Below are 20,413 nucleotides of genomic sequence, written 5' to 3' on the forward strand. Positions count from 1 at the left end.
TGCTTGCGAGTCACTCCTGAAAACGGATCGTGCTTCGAGGTGACCACCATGCGCGTCCTGATCGTCGACGACCATTCTTTACTCAGGGCAGGACTCACTCTGCTGCTCAAGGAGCGCGACAGCGACGCACAGGTGTTCGAGGCGGAATCCGTTAGCGACGGGGTGGAACAGGCGCTGACTCATTCGCCCGATGCCGTGCTGCTCAGCCTCGACATGAGCGAAAACCGGGGCTTTGCCGCACTTGCTGCATTGTGGCAACGTATGCCATTGGTTCCAGTCGTGGTGATTTCGTCCGACGAGCGCGCGGAAACGGTGCGGCGTTGCCTCCAGATGCATGCAATGGGGTTCGTGGCGAAGACCGCTCGTGCGCACGTGCTGCATCTCGCGCTCGAGGTTGCAATGATCGGAGGTGTGTTCGTTCCCGCCGCGAGCGTCGGGAAGACCTTAGCCTGTAGTGAAACGTTCTGCGCGCCCTGCGCTGATCCTTCCGCTCACTCGTTCGACCGCAGCCCCGTTGCGATGACACCGCGAGAAAGAGAAACGCTCTCGTGGCTGCTTCGAGGTCTTCCGACGAAGTCGATCGCGTCCAAGATGGGCGTAGAGGACATCACCATACGCAAGTACGTAAGTCACTTGCTGGCGCGTTTCAATGTGCACAGGCGTACTGAACTGATCGCGATGATGTCCGACCACGGCACCCGCGCGCAACCCGGGTGCGCCTTTGCTACTGGCGACGTCAATGCCGAAGCTGCAGAGGCGCTCCTGGCAGCTCGTTTTGAGTCGAGCCGCGTTACTACATTTGTTGCATGAATTAAATCAGGCGTGGCGATACACCTGTGGGTAGCGCCCTTCCATTGACCGGCGAACAATACACCGGTCGGTCAAGCTTGAATGTCTCACAACTGCCTTGGGCGGCCCTTTCAGTGAGGGTACAAATGAAATGCTATCTGCTTGTTTTGGTCTTGCTGGCGAACGTCGCCTGCTTTGTGAGCCAGATGTGCGTTCCGTTTCAAGCTGCGGGTCCTGTGACACAAGCTGCGACCGCTCGGAGCGCGATACCAGCGGTAACGCCGCGTGCCATGAAATCCGCGCACATCGCCGCACGTTCCACGCAACTATAAAAAAACCGCGCAAAGGCGCAGATGAATCCAAGCGAAAACGCGGCCGTCTAATAGTACGTATTACTAATATAACTGAGTGTGAATCTGGATGCGCCCGCTCGCGCCGGGTACTCGCGCCAGCCGTCAATCCGTCCCTTCAAAACGAGGTAAGCCATGAGCACCGTACCGAATCCGATCGACTCGATTTCCATCGACCTGCAAGAGATCCAGGGAAATATCCTTGCGGGCTTCAACAAGGATCATCAACGTTTCGTGTTCTTCACCATCGAACATGTGGGGCGCGCCAAGAAGTGGCTTGCCGGGTTTGCCAGCCACGTGGACAGCGCTGCCGCCGTCGGGGCGTTCAACGACGTCTTCAGGGCGAAACGCAAAAAGCACAAAGGCGAAGTGAACATGCCTACGGCAACGTGGCGCAACATCGCGTTCAGCTATGCCGGTCTCGAGAAACTGGGCGCACCGGATCATGCGACATTCCCGGACGACTTCAAGCAAGGCATGGCTGCTCGCAAGACCCTGGTCGGAGACCTCGATCGCAGCGATCCATCACGCTGGCACAGCCCTTTTAAAAAGCCGCAGGAACTGCACATCGTGGTGATGGTTGCGTCGGACATCCCTGGCGAGCTCGCGCATACAACGGATCAGATCATCGCGCACGCACAGCTGAATGGTTTGCGTCTGCTCCATGTGGAACATGGTGAAGTCCGTCCCGACCTGCCGGGTCACGAGCAATTCGGTTTCAAGGACGGCGTCTCGCAACCCGGGATCAAGGGATTTACGCTCTCGGTGAATGACCAGCCTGATCCGAATTCCGGACATCAGGGCGTGCCTGGCCAAGACTTGCTGTGGCCCGGCGAATTCGTGCTGGGATATCCGACCCAGATCCCCACCACGCCACCGCCGCCCTTCGACGGGCCAAATCCCGGCCAGGGTCCGATCAGCGCCAGCGGTCCGGACTGGACGAAAAACGGTTCATACCTCGTGTTTCGCAAGCTCCGTCAGGACGTTGCCGGCTTCATGGCAAGCGTGGTCGCGCACGCTTCGACTCTCGGCCTGAGCGCCGACGTGTACGGAGCGAAACTCGTCGGGCGGTACGCGAGCGGCTGTCCGCTCGCGCCAACCTCGTACGAGGTCGACTTGAGCAAGCTGCCCGAACTCGCGCCATCGAGCGCTAACGGCTTTCCCTCGGCGTTCGATCCAAATGATGGCGATCCGTCTGTCCAGCATCCGGAGTTGCTGGACGACAACCTCATCAACAACTTCGAATACGGTCAGGATCTGCCCGGGACGTGGGTGCCCCGCGCAGCGCATATCCGCAAGGCGTATCCGCGTGACGAAGAGTTTTTGCTGGCTGACGGCACCGTCGATCCAAACAGCGCGCTGCAGGAAAGCTTCACCCAGACCCGCCGGCTGTTGCGGCGCGGAATTGCCTACGGCGCGCCGCTGGCGCTGCCCAAAGATCCGGGCACACCGGTACAGGATGACGATGTCGACCGCGGCCTGCTGTTCCTCTGTTATCAGAAGAGCATAGAGTCGCAGTTCGAGTTCGTACAAAAGACGTGGATCGACAACCCGGACTTTCCGCAGTCAGGCGACGGCGAGGATCCGCTCATTTCGCAGACAAAATCAGCGACCATGACGTGCCCCATACACAGCGCCTCGACAACCGAAACGCTTTCGCATTTTGTCGTCACCGAGGGCGGAGAGTATTTCTTTCAGCCATCGATCACAGCGCTTAAATTGATCGCCAGCAGCTAGCGCGCAAGAACAAAATGGCGGCTCACAGGTAAGCGTGAGCCGCCATTTCTTGCTTTGCTCCTTTAGTTTCTACACCCCGCTCGCATACCCTCCATCGACCGGCAACGTCACGCCCGTGATGAATGCGGACGCCGGCGACGCCAGGAACAACGTCGCGCCGACGAGGTCATCGACTTCGCCCCAGCGCTTGAGCGCACTGCGCGCCGCGATCTTGTCCGCGCTTGCCGGAACTTCCCACAACGCGCGTGTCATGTCCGTCCGGTGGTAGCCGGGCGCGATCGCATTCACGCGCACGCCCGCGGGCCCGAACGCGTGCGCGAGCGAACGCGTCAAACCCAGAATGCCCGTCTTGCTCGCGCAATACGCGGGCACTTCCACATCGGCGATATAACTGAGCATCGACGCCACATTGACAATTGCACCATGCGCGCGTTCGAGCATGTCGCGCGATGCCATTGCGAGGCGCATGGCGGCGGTCAGGTTCACATCGATGACTTCGCGGAACACATCATCACGATACTCATCGGCGGGACGCGCCACGCCTGCCGCATTCACGAGCACATCGAGTTCACTCAGGCTCCCAACGAACGCCTTGATCGCGTCGTTATCGCGGACATCGAGTTGTTCGAAGCGAATGCCTTTCAGTGTCGTGTCCGCGCGCAACGCTTCGAGCTTGCGCGTGGAGCTTCCCGTGGCGATGACCTCGGCGCCCAGCGCGGCGAACCCCTGCGCGATCGCCAAGCCGATACCGCTCGTTGCGCCTGACACAAGCACGTTTTTTCCATCGAAGAGGCCGGGACGGAACGCCGCTGTTTCCTGACCTTTGAGTTCAGTTGCCATGTTGTTTCTCGCGTGAGTTCAGATTGGGTTATCGAAGCGCTGTGCATAGCGGTCCATCGCTTTCAATGCGGCGACGACCAGCGCTGCATCGACGGGATACGGTTCGTTGTGGATGATCTCGCCCGCGCGGCACGCACGCTTTGCCACGGTTTCGAGCGCGGCCTGATCAGTGACGTCCACGTTGATTTCAGCAAGCCGCGTAGGCAATCCCACGGCGCGGCAGAACTTGAAAACGCGCTGACGCTCGTCATCGGGCACCGCCGATAAAAACAGTGAAGCCAGCACGCCGATCGCAACCTTCTCCCCATGCAGCAAACCATGTGACGAAGGCAAGTCCGCGAGACCGTGATGGATCGCGTGGGCCGCCGCAACGCCGCCCGACTCGAAGCCAACGCCAGAAAGCAGGACCGTCGCTTCGAGCGTGGCATCGAAATCCGGCGTGACGATCTGCGCACGGCAATCGTCCACGGCCTGCACGGCATGCGCGAACAATGTGTCGCGGCAGAGCTTCGCAGCTTCGAACGCGAGCGCCGTTCCGCGGCCGCCGCACAGGTTCTTCGCATAAGCTTGGCGGCACGCGTCGGCTTCGTAGAACGTCGCGAGAGCATCGCCGATTCCCGCGATAAAAAACCGCACCGGCGCACGCACGATCAGGCTCGTATCGAGCAATACGAGATCCGGATTGCGCCGCACGAACCGGTCACGCACCACGCGGCCTTCTTCGTCGTAGATCACGGCGAGCGCCGAACACGGCGCATCGGACGCAGCGATGGTCGGCACGCAGACGAACGGCAGGCGCAGGTCATCGGCTGCGGCGCGGCCGGTATCAACCACCTTGCCGCCACCGAACGACACCACGATGTCCGCCCCGCTTTCGCGAATCCACTCGGCCGCAGCGGCGACCGAGCGCTCGGTGCAGGCGGCGTCGACGGAACGCACGACGAGCTCCACGCGTTCCGCCTTAGATAAAGCCGGCTGCAACAACGCCGCGACGTTGCTGTCGACGAGACACGCGGCATGCGTGCCCAGGCGCGCGAGTTCGGTATCGAGGGAATCGAGCGCCCCTGCGCCCTGGACGTATCGCGAGGGGAAAATGCTGGTTCGGAGCATGGTCTGGGTTTCAGGTGTCAAGTTGAACGCCGAGTGCTGCGGCGATGGCGGTGGACAACTCGTGTTCGGAGAAAACGAGTTCGGCGAGTTCGGGGAAAGACGACGCCGCGCCCGGATGTTCGGGCCATGCGAGCACTCGCATGCCTGCCGCGATGGCTGCACGTGCGCCGGTCGGACTGTCCTCCACGACAATCGCTTCTTCCGGCGAAATGTGCAAAAGCCACGCGGCGCGTTCGTACGGTTCGGGATGCGGCTTGCCGGCGCGGACATCGTTGGCGCTGATGGATATGAGTTGCGGGTCCTGCAAATCCAGCGCGCGAAGTCCGGCTTCGAGCAGCATGCGCGGCGAATTCGATACGATCGCCTGATGGATTCCGGCTGCACGCACGGCGTTATAAACGCTCAACGCGCCGGGCCTGGGTTGCATGTTGATGGCTTCGGACACGTAGTGGCGCGCACGCGCCATCGACCATTCGTCGTAGTCGAAGTCGATGCCAAAAAGCTTGCAACATAATGTATGCACTTCGCGCGCGGTCATGCCGAATATCGATGCATGCAGATCGTCGCCCGCCTTGATGCCGTGATGATTCAGCACGGTGACGAGTGTGTTCAGATGCAGCGCTTCGCTGTCGGCGAGCGTGCCGTCCATGTCCCACAAAACTGCTTTGATTGCGTGCGTCATGCATGAGTCTCAGCGAGACGATCGAGGTCGTCGTAGAACTGTTGCGAGCTCGAATAGAGCCGCTCGAAGAGCGGCATCATCCGGTCGTAGATATCGCCGGCGCGCGGGTCCGGCAGGACTTCGCGCTCGAATTGAACGAAGGCGGAGACGGCATCGCCAAGGCGCGCAAACTGGCCATGCGCGGTCGCCGCGAGAATCGCGCAGCCCATCACGCCGCATTCCACTTCAGCCGGCACGAGAATCGGCGTTCGGTACATGCTCGCCTTGATGTCGAGCCACAGCGCAGCCTTCGCACCGCCGCTTGCAGCGACGAGCCGTTCCATGCGCACGCCCGCGGATTCGATCACGCCAATGTGACGCCGCACGCCGAAGGCAACACCCTCCAGCACCGCCCGATGCAAGTGCGCCGTCCCATGTTTGGCACCGATGCCAAAAAATTGCGCGCGCGAATTCGAGTGCTCGCCAAGGCGTTCGCCCGTGAGATACGGCAGGAAAAAAAGGCCTTCGGAACCGACCGGCGCTTCGGCCGCTTTTTGCGCGACGGCGTCGTAGCTCAAGGCGTTTTCGTGGAACGCACGACGTGCCCAGCGCATGGCGTCGCCGCCTGAATCGAGCAACATGAAGCGTCCCCACAAGCCCTCTGCGGTCGCCACGTTCGAGACTTCGGGATGCAGCATGGGGGTATCGGCGATCACGGTGATGATCGATGACGTACCGGTGATGTCCGACCCGAGACCCGGTGCATACACACCCGAGCCGAGCACCGACAGCGGATAATCCGCACCGCCTACCAGCACCGGCGTGCCTTCGCGCAAGCCGGTCGCCTGCGCAGCTTCAGCGGTGACGCTGCCGAGGATTTCCTGCGGCGAACGGATGGGCGGGAATTTGGTGATGTCGAGGCCGAGCGCATCGAGCATCGGTTGGGACCAGGTCCGCGTTTGCGGGTCCATCAAGAAGCTTGTCGATGCATCGCTCCAGTCCCACGCGCGTTCGCCCGTCAGACGGAAGTTGACGTAGTCCTTCGACATGAAGACGGTCGCGGCGCGCTCGTACGCTTCGGGCTCGTTCTGCTTGAGCCATTGCAGCTTGAAACCGGGCCACGCGGGCGTGGCGGGGTTCGCTGTCAGCGGGAGGTAGGACGTGGAGTCGTGCGCTGCCCGGAAGGCTTCGACTTGCGCGAGCGTGCGTTTGTCATTCCAGAGCGGCGCGGTTTCGCGGGTGAGCTGGCCGTCCGCATCGATCAGAACCGTGCCGTGCATTTGCCCGCACGCGCAGATTGCCGCGATGTTTGCAGCCGCATTCGGCACGCTTTCGAGCACTTCACGAATGGCGCCGGCAGCGCCCTGCCACCAGTCCGCGGGACGTTGTTCGGACCAGCCGTAGCGGAGCACGATCTGCTCGTGCTCGCGCGCCGCCATGCTTGCTATTTTTCCACGTCCATTGACAAGGGCAGCGCGAACGCTGCCCGTGCCAACGTCGATGGCAAGGTAATACGTCTCCATGACTCGAGTCCCCAGGTGTTGCCTGAACGAGCGAATTCGTCGTGCGAAAAATGCGCCGAACTTCTAATTAACGTTATCTTGACTACGTTTTGTAGTCGTGTCAATTAGCTGCTCACGCTTATTGCGCCGTGATTTCGCCGTTCAACTACCGTGGAGTCTCGTTTTTAGCTTCCGTCTTTCGTTGTTTTCACTAACTTTATTTCTCATTGATGCGGAAAGCGCTCCCGCATCGCGTCCAGCCAAAAACCGTCAATACAATACGTTCTTTGCAACCGGCTGATCGATGTTGCCCTTGTCGACCATGACCACGCCCGTATCGACAAACTTGGGCGGCATTTTCTTCTCGATCACGCCAACCACCGTTTCGATGCCCTTGTAGCCCATCTGGTACGAACCCTGCACGGCGATCGCCTGGATGGTCCCGTCCTTCACGAAGTTCTGCAGATCCTGGTTGCCATCGAAGCCGATCGCCACGACCTTTCCGGCCTTGCCCGATTGCGCGAGTGCGCGGCCCATGCCCACTGCCGTCGGTTCATTCGCGCCGAAGATTCCTTTGAGATCAGGATTGGCCGCCAGCACGTCGGTCGTCTGGTTCAGCGCGTTCGCCATTTGCGATTGCGAGTAGAACGGACCCACCACCGTCAGCTTCGAATGCGCTTCCAGGTACTTCCGGAATCCGCCCACGCGCGCAGCCTCGGAGCCGGCGCCGGCCACGTACGACATCAACGCGATCTTGCCCGTCTGCCCAACCTTCGCGATCAGCGCCTGAGCGCACATCTCGCCGGCCTTGGCGTTATCGGTGGAAAGGAAAGCCTGGTAGTACTGTTTGCCCGAATCGGCCAGTGCCGAGTCGATGATCACCACCGGAATGTGCGCTTCCCACGCCTTCTTCACAGCCGGCACGAGCGCATCAGGATCTGACGCGGCCAGCACGATACCCGAGACCTTGCGGTTCACCGCATTCTCGACCATGTTCACTTCGGCTGCGATATCCGATTCGGCGGTCGGCCCCTGGAAGGTCATCGTGTAGCCCTTCTGCTTGGCCATGGCCGCAGTCGCGCCCTTGTTGACGTTTTGCCAGTAGTTGGAATCAGCGCTCTTCACAATGACCGCAATCTCGCCGCCCGCGGCAAATGCGGTGCTCGCGGCAACGGCCAGTACAGTGGCAAACATCGCCTTCGTAGTCAGTTTCATGTCTCGCTCCTTTGGTTTTATAAGCCTCTGCGGCCCGCTTCGCTTCTGCCCTTCGGACGCTTGAGAAAGACCCCTCGCGCCCGATGAAACTCATCGCCGGTTGCGAATCTGGTCGATCCACACCGTGCCCAGAATCACGAGGCCAATGATGATCTGCTGGATAAAACTCGATACGCCGTTCATGTTCAGGCCATTGCGCAAGATGCCGATCACGAACGCGCCAATGGCCGTGCCCGAGATCGTCCCGACGCCGCCCATCAGCGACGTCCCGCCGATCACCGCACTGGCGATGGCATCGAGCTCATACATCACGCCTTCGTTCGGCTGCGCGGTCACGAGCCGCGACATCAGCACGCAACCCGTCAACCCCGCGAGCGCGCCGGACAACACATAGGTGAAGAGCTTCACGCGATTCACGTTCACGCCCGACAAGCGCGCTGCTTCCGCGTTCGATCCGACCGCATAGATATGCCGCCCCAGCGACGTCCGGCTGAGCATGATCGACACCAGCACGGCGAGCACGACCATGATGATGACGGGATAAGGAATGCCCGGAAAGACGACGTCAGGAAAACCATCCGAACCCATGCGCACGATACGAAACAGCGACCCGTTGCCGAGTTCCGCGAACGAATCGCCGAGACCCGAAACCGGCCGTGCGCCGGTGATCTGCAGGGCAACGCCGCGTGCGACCAGCATCATCCCCAAGGTCGCGATAAACGGCGGCAAGCCCATGCGCGTGACAAAGATCCCGTTGAACGCGCCGCAGATCGCTCCGACGATCACGCCACCCAGCATGCCGATCGGCACCGGAACGCCCGCCTTCACGAGCAGCGCGGCGCACACGCCGGAGAGCGCGAGCACCGACCCCACGGACAGGTCGATACCGCCCGTGATGATCACGCAAGTCGCCCCGAGTCCGAGATACGCAATCGATGTCACCTGCAGCGCCACCGTCATGCCGTTACCCAGGGACATGAACGCGTTGCTCGTCGCGGAAAACACGATCACGAGCATCACCAGACTGCCCAGCGCGGCAAACTTCTGTATCAGATCGCGGCGCCGTTCACGAGCGCGTGCGCGATCGGCATGAGCGGGGTCGGTAGTCATCTCAAGCATGGGTCGTCCGTCCTGATGCGTAGTGCATGATTTCTTCCTGATTGGTCTTGCGGGTCTCGAGTACGCCCGCTATTTCGCCTTCGTGGAACACCGCCACGCGATCGGTCATGCCCATGATCTCGGGCAGCTCGGAACTGATCAGGACAACGCCAATTCCCTGCGCTGCCAGCCGGTCCATCAGTTCATAAATGGCGTATTTCGCGCCGACGTCGATGCCGCGCGTGGGTTCATCGAAGAAAAGAATCTTCGATTCGCGGAACAGCCATTTGCTGATCACGACCTTCTGCTGGTTGCCCCCGGACAGATTGCGCGTGATCTGGTTCGCGCTCGGCGTACGGATGCCGAGCGCATCGATATATTTGCGTGCGACCTTCCCTTCTTCCTCGAAACGGATGAAACCGCCCGCGCCGGAAACCGCCCCCACGTTCGCAAGCGTGATGTTCTTCGCGACCGTCATCTGCAGCGCGAGCCCGTTGCCCTTGCGATCCTCCGAGAGATACGCAATGCCGTTGCGAATTGCATCGATAGGCGAATGAATCGACAGCTTCTCGCCTCGCAAATGCACTTCGCCACTGTCCACGGGGTCCGCACCGAATACCGCGCGCGCCACTTCGGTACGACCCGAACCCATCAGGCCCGCGAAGCCAAGAATCTCGCCGCGACGCAATTCGAAGCTCACCGGCCCGAACACTTCGCGGCGCTTGAGGCCGTTGACGCTCAAGAGGACCTCGGTAGTCGGCTGCGATTTGCGTTCGGGGAACACATCGTCGAGATCGCGGCCAACCATATGCGACACCACTTGTTCGATGGTCGTGGCCGCGAAGTCGTCGGTGGAAATCGTGCGGCCATCGCGCAGCACTGTCACGCGGTCCGCGATCTCAGCAAGCTCATCCAGCCGATGCGAGATGTACACGATCCCCACGCCGGACTTCCGCAACTCCTTGATGATCCGGAAAAGATGCACGGTCTCGGATTCGGTCAGCGACGACGTGGGTTCATCCATGATCAGAAGCCGCGCGTTGAGCGACAACGCCTTCGCGATCTCGATCATCTGCTGCTGCGCGACCGACAGCGATCCAACCAGCGTGCGGGGTTTCAGCGGCAAGCCGATCCGGTCGAGCGCGGCCTGCGAATCGGCGGCAAGCCGGGCGCGGTCGATAAATATCCCGCGCTTCGGCTCCCGCGCCAAGAAGATGTTTTCCGCGATCGACAGATGCGGGATCAGGTTCAGTTCCTGATGGATGATCGCGATGCCGGCGGCTTGCGCATCGAGCGTGGACGCGAAATGCTGCACGCGACCATCGAGATAAATCTCGCCTTCGTCCGGCCTGTACTGCCCGCTGACAATTTTCATCAACGTGGATTTCCCTGCGCCGTTCTCGCCGCAGATGGCGTGGACTTCGCCCGCACGGACATCGAAGCTCACGTTTTGCAGCGCGATCACGCCCGGGAAACGCTTGCCTACGCCGTTCAGGCGCAGCAAGGATTCCGCTGAACTGGCGGAAGGGGATGACACGTCCGGTTCGGCCGTTGCGTTCATTGCACGGCCCGACAGACTGACTGGGACGGATGCATCGGCTTTTGTCTCCTCGATGTGGGGCCTTCGCCCATGTCGTACCCGCTATCAAAGTGGTCAAGCCAATTTAGTGTTCGCGGCAATGGTTTGAAGAAGCGGCCTGACCTGCCGCTAATGATAATGGCGTTGGGCCTGTACTGGAATCGAGGTATTTACCCTTATATCCAAAGACATACGCTCCAAGCGATGCTGGCGCGAAATGGCGGCAAATTGGTCAAGCCACCTTACACGTTTTGACGCGGACAACGCATCGGACTCCATGACTTCTCTCGTAAAACCTGTTGAAACACGGCGGCTGTATCAGTCCATCGCCGATCAGATCAACATGCTGATCCGCCACGGCAGCTTTCAGGCCGGCGCGCGTTTGCCGCCTGAACGCGAACTGGCGCAGCAACTCGGCGTATCGCGTCCGTCGCTGCGCGAAGCGTTGATTGCGCTGGAGATCCGAGGACAAGTCGAGATCCGCATGGGTTCGGGCGTGTACGTGTGCGAAGTCGGCAGCGAAACGTCGCCTTTGACTGCCATGGGAGAAAGCCCGACTGAACTGATGCAGGCGCGCGCCGCAATAGAAGGATCGGTGATCGTGCTGGCGTGCACACGGCTTACTTCCGATGGCACGGCCAAACTGCAGAAAACAGTCGATGTCATGCGCGAGTTGATCGCAGCAGGCCGCTCGCCACTGGAACCGGATCGCCAGTTCCATATGACGATCGCGGACATAGCGGGAAATTCGGTGCTCACACGGCTCGTCGGCGAATTGTTCGATGGCCGCAACGATCCCATCGCAGCCAAAGCGAGTGTGCTTTCGGAAAACATCACGACGTGGGGCGTCGCGTTATCCGAGCACGAACGCATTCTCAGGACGCTCGAAGCGCGCGACCCAATTGCCGCGCAGGCGGCGATCCGATCGCATTTGAAGGCATCGGAGGAACGGTGGGTCGGCGACGCCTGAACCTCAACCGCAAGATGTTTCTTCTCCGGAACCGCTCCCAACCTTCAGAAAAACCTCTGGCCAGAGCCGTTATCAATTGTGTCGTTTTTTTTGCGCGACAAATGATAACGATTCGCATTCGTGTATAATCCTCTCGTTTGTCAGGTCTTGTAGTCCAGTTGTAAATCCAAACTCGCAAGTCCACACATAAACCCACTACAAAGCAGCGCTCCGTTGCCCGCCATTTGCCTGGCGGATGACGGGGCGAAATCACGACCGCTTCGCTACTCCGCTCCTTCGATGCTTCCAAACAAACCGCAATCGCTTCGCGTCCGGCCCGTATCGGCCGCCGTCCGTCAGGTCTTTTTCCGCGCAGCGATGCCGCTCGCCATGGGTCTCGCCGGCGCGGCCGGTATTGCTCACGCGCAAAGCGACCCGACGACAGATGCCACCGACAAGACCCTGCCGGCCGTAAAAGTCCAGGGTGCCGCAGAAGCGCTCCCAGGTGACTTCGCGCCGACGTACAGTGGCGGTCAGGTCGCGCGGGGCGCGAGTTTCGGTGTGCTGGGCGACCAGAAGATGATCGACGTGCCCTTCAGCATGACCACGTACACCTCGAAGCTGATCGAAGACCAGCAAGCGCGAACCCTCGCCGATGTCCTCGACAACGATCCGTCCGTGCGCTCGAGCCTGGGCTTTGGCAACCAGTCGCAAGTGTTCGTGATCCGGGGCTTCCAGTTGAACGGCGACGACATCTCGCTCAACGGACTTTATGGCATTACGCCGCGTCAGCTCGTGGCAACCGAAACACTCGAACGCGTCGATGTCTTCAAGGGCGCAAATGCGTTCCTGAGCGGCGCGTCGCCGACCGGCTCCGCCATTGGCGGCGGCGTGAACCTGGAGCTGAAACGTGCCGGCGACAAACCCCTGACGCGCGTAACGGTGGAAGGCACGGCATCGGGCGAACTCGGCACGCACGTGGATGTAGGCCGCCGTTTTGGCAGCGAAGGCCAGTTTGGCGTGCGCGTGAACAGCTTCGTGCGCGACGGCGAAACCAGCGTCGACGATGAACACAAGCGCAGCACGGCCACGTCGGTATCGCTGGATTATCGTGGCGACAAACTGCGTCTCTACGGCGATTTCCTGTATCAACGCGAACGTGCGAACGAAGCGCGCCCCACGGTCAACCTGAGCGGCACGGACATCCTGATCCCGGCGGTTCCGTCGGCAACGCACAACTACGCACAGCCCTGGTCATTCACCGCGCTCGAAGACACGGTCGGCATTGCGCGCGCCGAATACGACTTCTTGCCGGGATGGACGGCGTATGTGGCGGGCGGCGTGCATCACGCGAACGAGCATGGCGATTATTCTTCGCCGAACTTCAACGGCGATACCGGATTGACCACGGCGTATCGCCTGGGCGTGCCGCGCAAGACCGATGCATTTTCGACCGAAGGCGGCGTGCATGGCCGCTTCGACACCGGCCCGGTCTCGCATTTCGTGACCCTGGGCGGGTCGCTGACCAGTATCGAAGACCGCTCGGCCTTCGACTTCTCTGGCACATTCAACACCGACCTCTACAACACGCCGCAGGTGCCGCGCCCGGGCGCGAGCCCGGTCGGCAACTTCGCCGATCCCTTCGTTACCGACCGCGCGTTGATCCGAAGCGTGGCGGTATCGGACACGCTGGGCTTTTTGCATGACCGCGTGCTCTTCACACTCGGCGCGCGCCGCCAGGAATTGCACCAGAACAACTACGCAACCGGGACCGGCGACCTCACGTCCTCGTATAACGACTCCATCACCACGCCGATTCTCGGACTCGTGATCAAGCCATGGGAAAACGTCGCGATCTTCGCCAATCGAAGCGAAGCGCTGGCCCAAGGGCAGGCGGCGCCGTCGACCGCGGTCAACTTCGGCACGAACCTCGCGCCATCGCGCTCGAAGCAGTACGAAGTCGGCGTGAAATACGACACGAACCATTTCGGCTCGACGTTCTCGGCCTATCAGATCGAAGAACCGACTGCGTACACGAACAGCGACATGGTGTTTGCAGCGAACGGGCGCGAGCGGCATCGCGGGCTTGAAGCGTCGATCACGGGTGAACCGTACAAGGGCGTGCGGCTGCTGGCGGGCGCGTCCTACATCCAGGCCGAGCTGCTCAACACCGTGGGCGGCCTGACCGACGGCAACCGTCCGACCGGCGTGCCCGCGTTCCTGTTCAATCTCGGCGCTGAATACGACCTGCCGATGGTGCCCGGCCTGACGTTCACCGCGCGCTACCTGCACACGGGCAAGCAATACTTCGATGTCGCCAATACGGCGTCGCTTTCATCGTGGAATCGCTTCGATGTCGGCGCACGTTACGCGACCAACCTGTTCCGCAAGAACACGACCTTCCGGGTCAGTGTGCTGAACGTGGCAAACAAGGCGTACTGGGAATCAGCCGCGACCTCGGGCCAGGGGTATTTGACGCAAGGCGCACCGCGCACGTTCTTGTTCTCGATGACGACGGACTTTTAAAGCAGGTTCGACTTCGCGTTTCAAAGCGCCAGCGCAAACCTCCGCAAATGCAAACGGCCCGCTAATAGCGGGCCGCTGGAGTTCAAAGCGCTGCAACAACGTGATGTCGGGAGCTTCCATGCCGGATGGTTGTTTCAACCGAACCATCGGCCGTATATCTGCTGCTTACACGGTCATTGCACTTACTGGCGCTTGGTCGCCTCCTTCTTCAACTTCTTCGCCTCTTTCTTTTCCTTCGGCGACTTGAGGGCAACCTTTTTCTCGGTTTTCTTTGCGTCCTGGGCTTTACTCATGATGTGCTCCGTGGTTGACCTTAAATTTTGCCCGGGTTTTGCCCCAGGCTGGCTGTGAGCCTTTGTTAATCGATCCGTGAACGCAGTTCTTCCGCGCTCACAAGCAGCGCCTGATAGCCCGAGCGTGCATGCTCGGGCAAATCCGGATCGCCGACAAGCGTGCCCAGCGTCTCGATCACGCTGTACAGAATGCCTTTCGCAGCCTTGGCGGCCAGCACGCCCGACGAATACGAACTGTCGACGTGGTTGATGGCGGCATCGAAGTGATCCTGCTCGGGCCGTTCATTGACGTTGACTGACGGCGTGCCGCGATCTTCTGCCGGGTTGGGTTCCATGATGATCGACCTCTTTGGTTATTACTTGACTACCGGCACGTTACTTCCAGCCGCTCTCTACGATATCAGCCAATCTCAATCTGTAACGGGCTGAATGATGTGCACGCGACGTTCCAACGCAGGCTCGCGAACCGGCGCGCCGCATTCGGTCAGCAGCGACCGCAATTCGAGGATGACCGGAAACACCTCGTGATTATGATCGCCGCCTTGCCGGTCATGCGCTTCCTGTTCGCGCTCGACGATCCACCGGTCTTCCTTGAAGATACGCTCGGTGAACCACACCAGCAGCGGCCAGGCGGCATCGAGAATGCCCGGAATCTTCGGGCGGCGGATCGACAGCAAACCGAACGTGCGGTTCGTGCGCTGCTCGGCGTCGAGCGGCACATAGGCAATCCACAGATCCATCACCATGGTCTGGTCCTTGGTGCGGATCCTGAGCGTCTGGTACGGATATTCCGTACGAATCGTCATTACGTCCTTGTTATTGTCGTCGGGCTTCGTGCCGCGTTTCTGGCTGAAGACGAGCGCTTCGCCTATCGGCTGCTTGCCCTCTTCGCGCGCGAACGTGTAATTCACCTCCACCCAGTCTTCGCCACGACTGCGTCCGACTGAACGCGCCTTCATCTGGCCCATTTGCTTGCGATGCAGGAACTGATGGTTCATGTCCATCAGGTTCTCGTGCATGAAGGTGTAATGGCACTTCACCGCGCGGCCGAAGCGGCGGGTTTTATAGGCTTTGTCGCCGGCGGAACCGAGCGCCGGGAACGGCACGCTCTCAGCGAGCAGCGGATCGCCCGGGAAGATGAAGATCAGGCCGGCTTCTTCGCGGCACGGGTACGAGCGCACGCCGTTGGGCAGACGCTCGCGCCCGAGATAGGGCACGTCGATACACTTGCCCGAGCAGTCGTAAGTCCAGCCGTGGTAACAGCAGCGGATGGACTCGCCGTCGACCACGCCCGCATGCAACGGCACTTGCCGATGCGCGCAGCGGTCTTCCAGCGCGAACACCTTGTCGCTCTCGGTGCGCACCAGCACGACGGGGTCGCCGGCGAACTTGACGCCATGCGCCTTGCCGCGCTTGACTTCGCGCGACCACGCGACGGGATACCAGTGATCGGGGTGAATGTCGACACGGCGCAGATCACGCGGCGTTTTTTGAGGTTGTTCGGCGGGCGTGCCGCTCGTGACGGCTTCCTGCTGCAGCGCTACATGCATGTACGATGCCTCCGCTTGAGGGTATCGGCGAAAAATCGGCCCGATAGTGGCCGAAATTGGCGAAAAAATGTGTTGGGGAGTCGATGCAACCAACGGGTCTAACGCAGTCTACACGTGAGCGGCCCTTTGAGGCGCAAACGCCCTCCCTTGAAAGTTCGGCGAAGGCGTGCGGGGCGGGCATCGGAGCAGAAAATTTTGCGGATTTTCCCCGATGGTTCCACCTAGATTCGCGCCCGCCTGAACACCAGGCTGAAATTGTTGGCGGGCATGGGCACGGCTTCTTCCATCACCAATCCCGCGCGGCGGCCCAGTTCCGACACGTCCTCCATGTTGCGCACGCCCCAATCCGGGTTGGTGGCGCGGAGCTGGGCATCGAAAGCTTCATTCGATACCGCCGTGTGCGCGCCGTCGCGTTTGTAGGGTCCATAGAGGAACAGCACGCCGTCGTTCGTCAGACGTTCGGCCGAGCCACGGAACAACGCTTCGGCCGCCGCCCACGGCGCGATATGAATCATGTTGATGCAGACGATCGCCGCGAGCGAATCCGGCACGGGCCACGGCGCGCTGCATACGTCCAGTGCGACGGGCGCGTTCAGGTTGGCGAGCGCGGCGTGGGCGCGCCATGCGCTAATGGAGGCGCGCGAGGCTTCGTCCGGGTCGCTCGGCTGCCAGGTGATCTCCGGCAGTGCGGCGGCGATGTGGACCGCGTGCTGTCCGGTGCCGCTCGCGATTTCGAGAACGATCCCGCTCTTCGGCAATACGCGCACGAGGACATCGCGGATCACGTCGCGGTTGCGCGTGGCTGCTGGTGCAATACGGCGCAGGGGGTCGGGATTGTCGGAATGACTGGCGTTCAAAGATGCGTCTCCAGAGGAATTGGTGGCGAGCGTAAGCGCGCGGTTTGCGCGGGTCAAGAAAAGATCCGCAGCAACTCAGAACCATACGCCTCGGCTCACGCGCTCTCACGAGGCCCGAATCCTGCTACCTCGTGCGGCCCTCGATCAAATCTGTGTATCCTGACGCACTTGAGGCGCAGGACCGAATGCAGCACCGAATACCAGCACCCGAAACCCTGAGGAACGACCCGCCACGGGCCAGTGCATCGTGCCCGGCCGCCTGGTCCATCCCACTCCATGGAGCCTTTCATGCCAACCGATACCCCTTCCGGCGAGCAGAAGCCGAATCAAGAAACGATGAGCGAAGAACTCATCAACTTCGCGGCTGAAGTCTTCGATACCGCCCGCCGCGGCGACGCCCCCATGCTCGACGCGCTGCTGCACAAAGGCCTGCCGCCGAACATGCGCAACGACAAGGGCGACACCCTCGTGATGCTCGCGAGCTATCACGGCCATGCCGACGCCGTGCGCGTGCTGCTGCAACACAAAGCCGATCCGAACCTGCGCAACGACAACGGCCAGACACCGATTGCGGGCGCGGCGTTCAAGGGCTACAAGCCGGTCATCGAAGCATTGCTGGAGCATGGTGCGGACGTCGAGGGCGCATCGCCCGATGGCCGCACGGCGCTGATGATCGCGGCCATGTTCAATCGTGTGGAAATGGTGGAGTTCCTGATCGCGCACGGCGCAAATCCGGACGCAAAAGACGCAAACGGCTTTACCGCACGCGACGCTGCCGCGAAAATGGGCGCCCCCGACACCGTCGCGCGTCTCGCCCAGGCAACCGAAGCGAAGTCGCGGCCGCCGGGCGTCTGACTTTTCCGAGTCAGCGTTTTACCGATAAACCCGCGCCATCGATCATTCTGATTGGCGGCGCACGACCCTTTTGAAGGCGATCCGGCAACATGGAGCTCTTGTGATGAGTGGCGGCTTCCCGCGGGGTGGCTTCCCGCTTCGAGCGTACGACTGGCACTGGCGCACGATGGCCAGGATGCTTGCCATACTTATCGGGCTGGCGCTTGTCTCGGTCATGTCCGGGTGCAGCCTGTTCCCGACACAGCCGGCGGCGCCGATCATCGATTTGTCGACGCCGCAGCCGGCGAGCGAGCCCGAAGCCGTCGAGCCGGAAGAAGAGCCTGCCTCCACACCGGTCGCCACGCAACCGCCGACCGAGCAAAGGGCGCCGCGTCCGAAGCCCAAGCGCCGCGTTGTCGTGCCGAAGAAAGCGCCGCCTCCGCCGCCTCCGCCCGTTGAAGAGAAAGTGCCGGCGCCTCCGCCGCCGCTGCTGACCACGCGCATCATGCAGCGCGAGCAGATCCACGGTCTCCTCGACAGCGAGATCCAGCGCGACGGCAAGATCGTCGGCCGCGCGGTCGACATGTACGTGGATGCCGCCGCCAAGCCGAAGCTCATGATCGTCAACCTGTCGGGTTTCCTCGGCGTGGGCGACCGCAAGGTCACGTTCCCGTGGAGCGCGTTCCGCTTCAACCCGGCGGACAAGAAAGCGCCCGTGACCTTTGTCATGCCGCAACCGGCGACAGGTAAATCGAAGGCGGAAGCGCCGGCGAAACCGGGTTCTGTCGCCGATGTCCCGCCGACCCTTGCCCAACTCGTCGATTCCAACGTCACGCAAAAGAGCGGCGCGCGCATGGGCCGGGTGGTCGACGTATTGATCGATTCGCAGGCGCAACCGCAGGCGCTCGTCATCGACCTTTCCGATTCCCTCGCCGGCGACAAACGGCAAGTCGCGGCCAACTGGCCGGACCTGCACGTGGTATCGCGCAACAAGGTGCTGCAATTGCAACTGGATTTCACCGATACACAGATCAAGGCCGCACCGACCTATTCGCCTGACCAGCCGATCAAGATCATCTCTCCCGTCGTGCCGCCGGCCGAACCGGCGGCGGCGTCGGAGCCCTCATCGGCATCGGCGGCGGTTGCGGTACCCGCTTCAACGTCCTCTGGACCGGTCGCGGCTGCATCCGCCGCTCGGCCCTCGAAACAATGAGGACGATCTGAAATATGGTTACTGCACGAAGTCTGCGCGCGCTTGACTGGCTGAACTTTTTCGTCGCGAATGTGCAGACCGGCTTTGGGCCGTTCATCGCTTCCTATCTCGCCGCGAACAAGTGGACGCAAGGCGAGATCGGGCTGATGCTGAGCGTCGGCACGATCAGCGCGATGGCAAGCCAGTTACCGGCCGGCGCGCTCGTCGATGCCTTGCGCAACAAGAAAGGCGCGGCTGCCGCTGCGATCATCGCGATCATCATCAGTGCGCTGCTGCTCGGCGCGAGTCCCACATTCGTCTCCGTCTTCGCGGCCGAAGTGCTGCACGGGTTCGCGAGCTGCATGCTCGTTCCCGCGATGGCCGCGATCTCGCTCGCCCTCGTCTCCCGCGCCGATCTAGGCACGCGGCTCGGGCGCAATGCGCGATGGGCGTCCATCGGCAGCGCGCTGACCGCGGCGTTGATGGGCGTGTTCGGGGAGTACCTGTCGCTGCGCTCGGTATTCTTTCTGACGGCTGCGCTCGCATTGCCGGCGCTGGTCGCGCTGAACATGATCCATCACGAGATGCCGCCGGTCGTACCACGCATGAAAAAAGCGGCGGCGAAGGCAGGATCGAATATCGCCGATGCACTCAGTTCAGCTAGCGGCGAACGCCCCGAAAGCCTGCGCGACTTGGTGCGCGATCCGCGATTGCTGACGTTCGCGGCGTGCGTGGTGCTGTTCCACTTGTCGAATGCGGCGATGCTGAATCTTGCCGCCGGCGAAGTGACCGCGCACATGGGCGACAACGTTCAACTGGTGATTGCGGCGTGCATCATCGTGCCGCAATTCATCGTGGCAGGGTTGTCGCCGTGGGTCGGGCGGCAGGCGCAGACGTGGGGACGGCGGCCCGTGCTGATCCTTGGTTTCTCGGCGTTACCGTTGCGTGCGCTGTTGTTCGCCGCGGCCAGCAGCGCGAGCAGCCCGTATCTGCTCGTGCCGGTGCAGATGCTCGACGGTATCAGCGCAGCGGTGTTCGGCGTGATGCTGCCGCTGATCGCAGCCGACGTTGCCGGCGGCAAGGGCCGGTATAACCTGTGTATCGGCTTCTTCGGGCTGGCGGCGGGAATTGGCGCCACGCTGAGCACGGCGATTGCGGGGTTTGTCGCGGACAAGTTCGGTGTGAACACGAGCTTTTTCGGGCTTGCTGCGGCGGGCGCGCTCGCGGTTGCGCTGGTTTGGCTGGCAATGCCGGAAACGCGCGATGCCGCCGCCAACGACGAAGCTGCAAAGAACGGCAAGGACAAGGAAGCCACGCCTGCGGGGTGAACG

17 protein-coding genes are annotated in these 20,413 nt (G+C 61.5%); 7 read left to right on the forward strand and 10 right to left on the reverse strand.

Going from position 1 to position 20,413, the window contains the following annotated elements:
* Positions 1 to 48 precede the first annotated feature (48 nt).
* Positions 49 to 810, forward strand: a complete 762-nt coding sequence (locus AX768_RS07585; RefSeq protein ID WP_061999450.1) for a response regulator transcription factor — start codon at positions 49 to 51, stop codon at positions 808 to 810.
* Between the two features lie 464 nt (positions 811 to 1,274).
* Positions 1,275 to 2,876: a Dyp-type peroxidase gene (locus tag AX768_RS07590; RefSeq protein WP_061999451.1), complete on the forward strand. Its 1,602-nt coding sequence runs from the start codon at positions 1,275 to 1,277 to the stop codon at positions 2,874 to 2,876.
* A 69-nt stretch (positions 2,877 to 2,945) separates the two neighbouring features.
* Here the strand turns inward: AX768_RS07590 and AX768_RS07595 are convergent, their stop codons facing one another.
* From AX768_RS07595 to AX768_RS07625, 7 genes are all read right to left on the reverse strand, one after another.
* Positions 2,946 to 3,716 carry an SDR family NAD(P)-dependent oxidoreductase gene (locus tag AX768_RS07595; protein ID WP_061999452.1) on the reverse strand — a complete coding sequence of 257 codons (771 nt, stop codon included), beginning with the start codon at positions 3,714 to 3,716 and terminating at the stop codon, positions 2,946 to 2,948.
* Between the two features lie 18 nt (positions 3,717 to 3,734).
* Positions 3,735 to 4,826, reverse strand: coding sequence for a glycerol dehydrogenase (locus AX768_RS07600; protein WP_061999453.1), 1,092 nt, complete (start codon positions 4,824 to 4,826; stop codon positions 3,735 to 3,737).
* Between the two features lie 10 nt (positions 4,827 to 4,836).
* The gene (locus tag AX768_RS07605) at positions 4,837 to 5,508 is read right to left on the reverse strand and encodes an HAD family hydrolase (RefSeq protein ID WP_061999454.1); all 672 of its coding nucleotides are present in this window, start codon (positions 5,506 to 5,508) and stop codon (positions 4,837 to 4,839) included.
* A complete protein-coding gene (locus tag AX768_RS07610; protein ID WP_061999455.1) occupies positions 5,505 to 7,010 on the reverse strand; it encodes a xylulokinase in 1,506 nt (501 codons plus the stop codon). The genes AX768_RS07605 and AX768_RS07610 overlap by 4 nt, the downstream gene beginning before the upstream one ends.
* A 249-nt stretch (positions 7,011 to 7,259) precedes the next feature.
* Positions 7,260 to 8,204, reverse strand: a complete 945-nt coding sequence (locus tag AX768_RS07615; RefSeq protein WP_061999456.1) for an ABC transporter substrate-binding protein — start codon at positions 8,202 to 8,204, stop codon at positions 7,260 to 7,262.
* Between the two features lie 90 nt (positions 8,205 to 8,294).
* Positions 8,295 to 9,323 carry an ABC transporter permease gene (locus tag AX768_RS07620; RefSeq protein ID WP_061999457.1) on the reverse strand — a complete coding sequence of 343 codons (1,029 nt, stop codon included), beginning with the start codon at positions 9,321 to 9,323 and terminating at the stop codon, positions 8,295 to 8,297.
* Positions 9,316 to 10,863: a sugar ABC transporter ATP-binding protein gene (locus AX768_RS07625; RefSeq protein ID WP_061999458.1), complete on the reverse strand. Its 1,548-nt coding sequence runs from the start codon at positions 10,861 to 10,863 to the stop codon at positions 9,316 to 9,318. The genes AX768_RS07620 and AX768_RS07625 overlap by 8 nt, the downstream gene beginning before the upstream one ends.
* Before the next feature lie 295 nt (positions 10,864 to 11,158).
* On the opposite strand from AX768_RS07625, the gene AX768_RS07630 reads away from it, so the two are divergent.
* Both AX768_RS07630 and AX768_RS07635 read left to right on the forward strand, forming a co-directional pair.
* Positions 11,159 to 11,851 (forward strand): FadR/GntR family transcriptional regulator, encoded by a 693-nt coding sequence (locus AX768_RS07630; protein WP_061999459.1) that lies wholly within the window; start codon positions 11,159 to 11,161, stop codon positions 11,849 to 11,851.
* Between the two features lie 279 nt (positions 11,852 to 12,130).
* Positions 12,131 to 14,356, forward strand: coding sequence for a TonB-dependent receptor (locus tag AX768_RS07635; RefSeq protein WP_061999460.1), 2,226 nt, complete (start codon positions 12,131 to 12,133; stop codon positions 14,354 to 14,356).
* Between the two features lie 358 nt (positions 14,357 to 14,714).
* On the opposite strand, the gene AX768_RS07640 is transcribed toward AX768_RS07635, so the two are convergent.
* The 3 genes from AX768_RS07640 to AX768_RS07650 form a co-directional block, all read right to left on the reverse strand.
* Positions 14,715 to 14,984 carry a hypothetical protein gene (locus AX768_RS07640; RefSeq protein ID WP_061999461.1) on the reverse strand — a complete coding sequence of 90 codons (270 nt, stop codon included), beginning with the start codon at positions 14,982 to 14,984 and terminating at the stop codon, positions 14,715 to 14,717.
* Positions 14,985 to 15,059: 75 nt separating this feature from the next.
* Positions 15,060 to 16,199 carry an aromatic ring-hydroxylating oxygenase subunit alpha gene (locus AX768_RS07645; protein WP_061999462.1) on the reverse strand — a complete coding sequence of 380 codons (1,140 nt, stop codon included), beginning with the start codon at positions 16,197 to 16,199 and terminating at the stop codon, positions 15,060 to 15,062.
* Between the two features lie 221 nt (positions 16,200 to 16,420).
* The gene (locus tag AX768_RS07650) at positions 16,421 to 17,056 is read right to left on the reverse strand and encodes a DUF938 domain-containing protein (protein ID WP_061999463.1); all 636 of its coding nucleotides are present in this window, start codon (positions 17,054 to 17,056) and stop codon (positions 16,421 to 16,423) included.
* 336 nt (positions 17,057 to 17,392) lie between these two features.
* Between AX768_RS07650 and AX768_RS07655 the strand changes: the two genes are divergently transcribed.
* The 3 genes from AX768_RS07655 to AX768_RS07665 all read left to right on the forward strand — a co-directional run bounded on the left by AX768_RS07655 (position 17,393) and on the right by AX768_RS07665 (position 20,410).
* Entirely contained in the window at positions 17,393 to 17,911 is a 519-nt protein-coding gene (locus AX768_RS07655; RefSeq protein WP_086382463.1) for an ankyrin repeat domain-containing protein, read from the forward strand.
* Positions 17,912 to 18,014: 103 nt separating this feature from the next.
* Positions 18,015 to 19,103, forward strand: coding sequence for a hypothetical protein (locus AX768_RS07660; RefSeq protein ID WP_231941240.1), 1,089 nt, complete (start codon positions 18,015 to 18,017; stop codon positions 19,101 to 19,103).
* 14 nt (positions 19,104 to 19,117) lie between these two features.
* The gene (locus AX768_RS07665; protein WP_061999465.1) at positions 19,118 to 20,410 is read left to right on the forward strand and encodes an MFS transporter; all 1,293 of its coding nucleotides are present in this window, start codon (positions 19,118 to 19,120) and stop codon (positions 20,408 to 20,410) included.
* Positions 20,411 to 20,413: the final 3 nt, after the last annotated feature.

This window comes from Burkholderia sp. PAMC 28687 (assembly GCF_001577465.1).
Taxonomy (GTDB): domain Bacteria; phylum Pseudomonadota; class Gammaproteobacteria; order Burkholderiales; family Burkholderiaceae; genus Caballeronia.

Excerpts from the sequence above, each read along its gene's own strand:
- AX768_RS07585 (WP_061999450.1), top strand. The coding sequence starts at position 49 with ATGCGCGTCCTGATCGTCGACGACCATTCTTTACTCAGGGCAGGACTC.
- AX768_RS07590 (WP_061999451.1), top strand. The coding sequence starts at position 1,275 with ATGAGCACCGTACCGAATCCGATCGACTCGATTTCCATCGACCTGCAA.
- AX768_RS07595 (WP_061999452.1), bottom strand. The coding sequence starts at position 3,716 with ATGGCAACTGAACTCAAAGGTCAGGAAACAGCGGCGTTCCGTCCCGGC.
- AX768_RS07600 (WP_061999453.1), bottom strand. The coding sequence starts at position 4,826 with ATGCTCCGAACCAGCATTTTCCCCTCGCGATACGTCCAGGGCGCAGGG.
- AX768_RS07605 (WP_061999454.1), bottom strand. The coding sequence starts at position 5,508 with ATGACGCACGCAATCAAAGCAGTTTTGTGGGACATGGACGGCACGCTC.
- AX768_RS07610 (WP_061999455.1), bottom strand. The coding sequence starts at position 7,010 with ATGGAGACGTATTACCTTGCCATCGACGTTGGCACGGGCAGCGTTCGC.
- AX768_RS07615 (WP_061999456.1), bottom strand. The coding sequence starts at position 8,204 with ATGAAACTGACTACGAAGGCGATGTTTGCCACTGTACTGGCCGTTGCC.
- AX768_RS07620 (WP_061999457.1), bottom strand. The coding sequence starts at position 9,323 with ATGCTTGAGATGACTACCGACCCCGCTCATGCCGATCGCGCACGCGCT.
- AX768_RS07625 (WP_061999458.1), bottom strand. The coding sequence starts at position 10,863 with ATGAACGCAACGGCCGAACCGGACGTGTCATCCCCTTCCGCCAGTTCA.
- AX768_RS07630 (WP_061999459.1), top strand. The coding sequence starts at position 11,159 with ATGACTTCTCTCGTAAAACCTGTTGAAACACGGCGGCTGTATCAGTCC.
- AX768_RS07635 (WP_061999460.1), top strand. The coding sequence starts at position 12,131 with ATGCTTCCAAACAAACCGCAATCGCTTCGCGTCCGGCCCGTATCGGCC.
- AX768_RS07640 (WP_061999461.1), bottom strand. The coding sequence starts at position 14,984 with ATGGAACCCAACCCGGCAGAAGATCGCGGCACGCCGTCAGTCAACGTC.
- AX768_RS07645 (WP_061999462.1), bottom strand. The coding sequence starts at position 16,199 with ATGCATGTAGCGCTGCAGCAGGAAGCCGTCACGAGCGGCACGCCCGCC.
- AX768_RS07655 (WP_086382463.1), top strand. The coding sequence starts at position 17,393 with ATGAGCGAAGAACTCATCAACTTCGCGGCTGAAGTCTTCGATACCGCC.
- AX768_RS07660 (WP_231941240.1), top strand. The coding sequence starts at position 18,015 with ATGAGTGGCGGCTTCCCGCGGGGTGGCTTCCCGCTTCGAGCGTACGAC.
- AX768_RS07665 (WP_061999465.1), top strand. The coding sequence starts at position 19,118 with ATGGTTACTGCACGAAGTCTGCGCGCGCTTGACTGGCTGAACTTTTTC.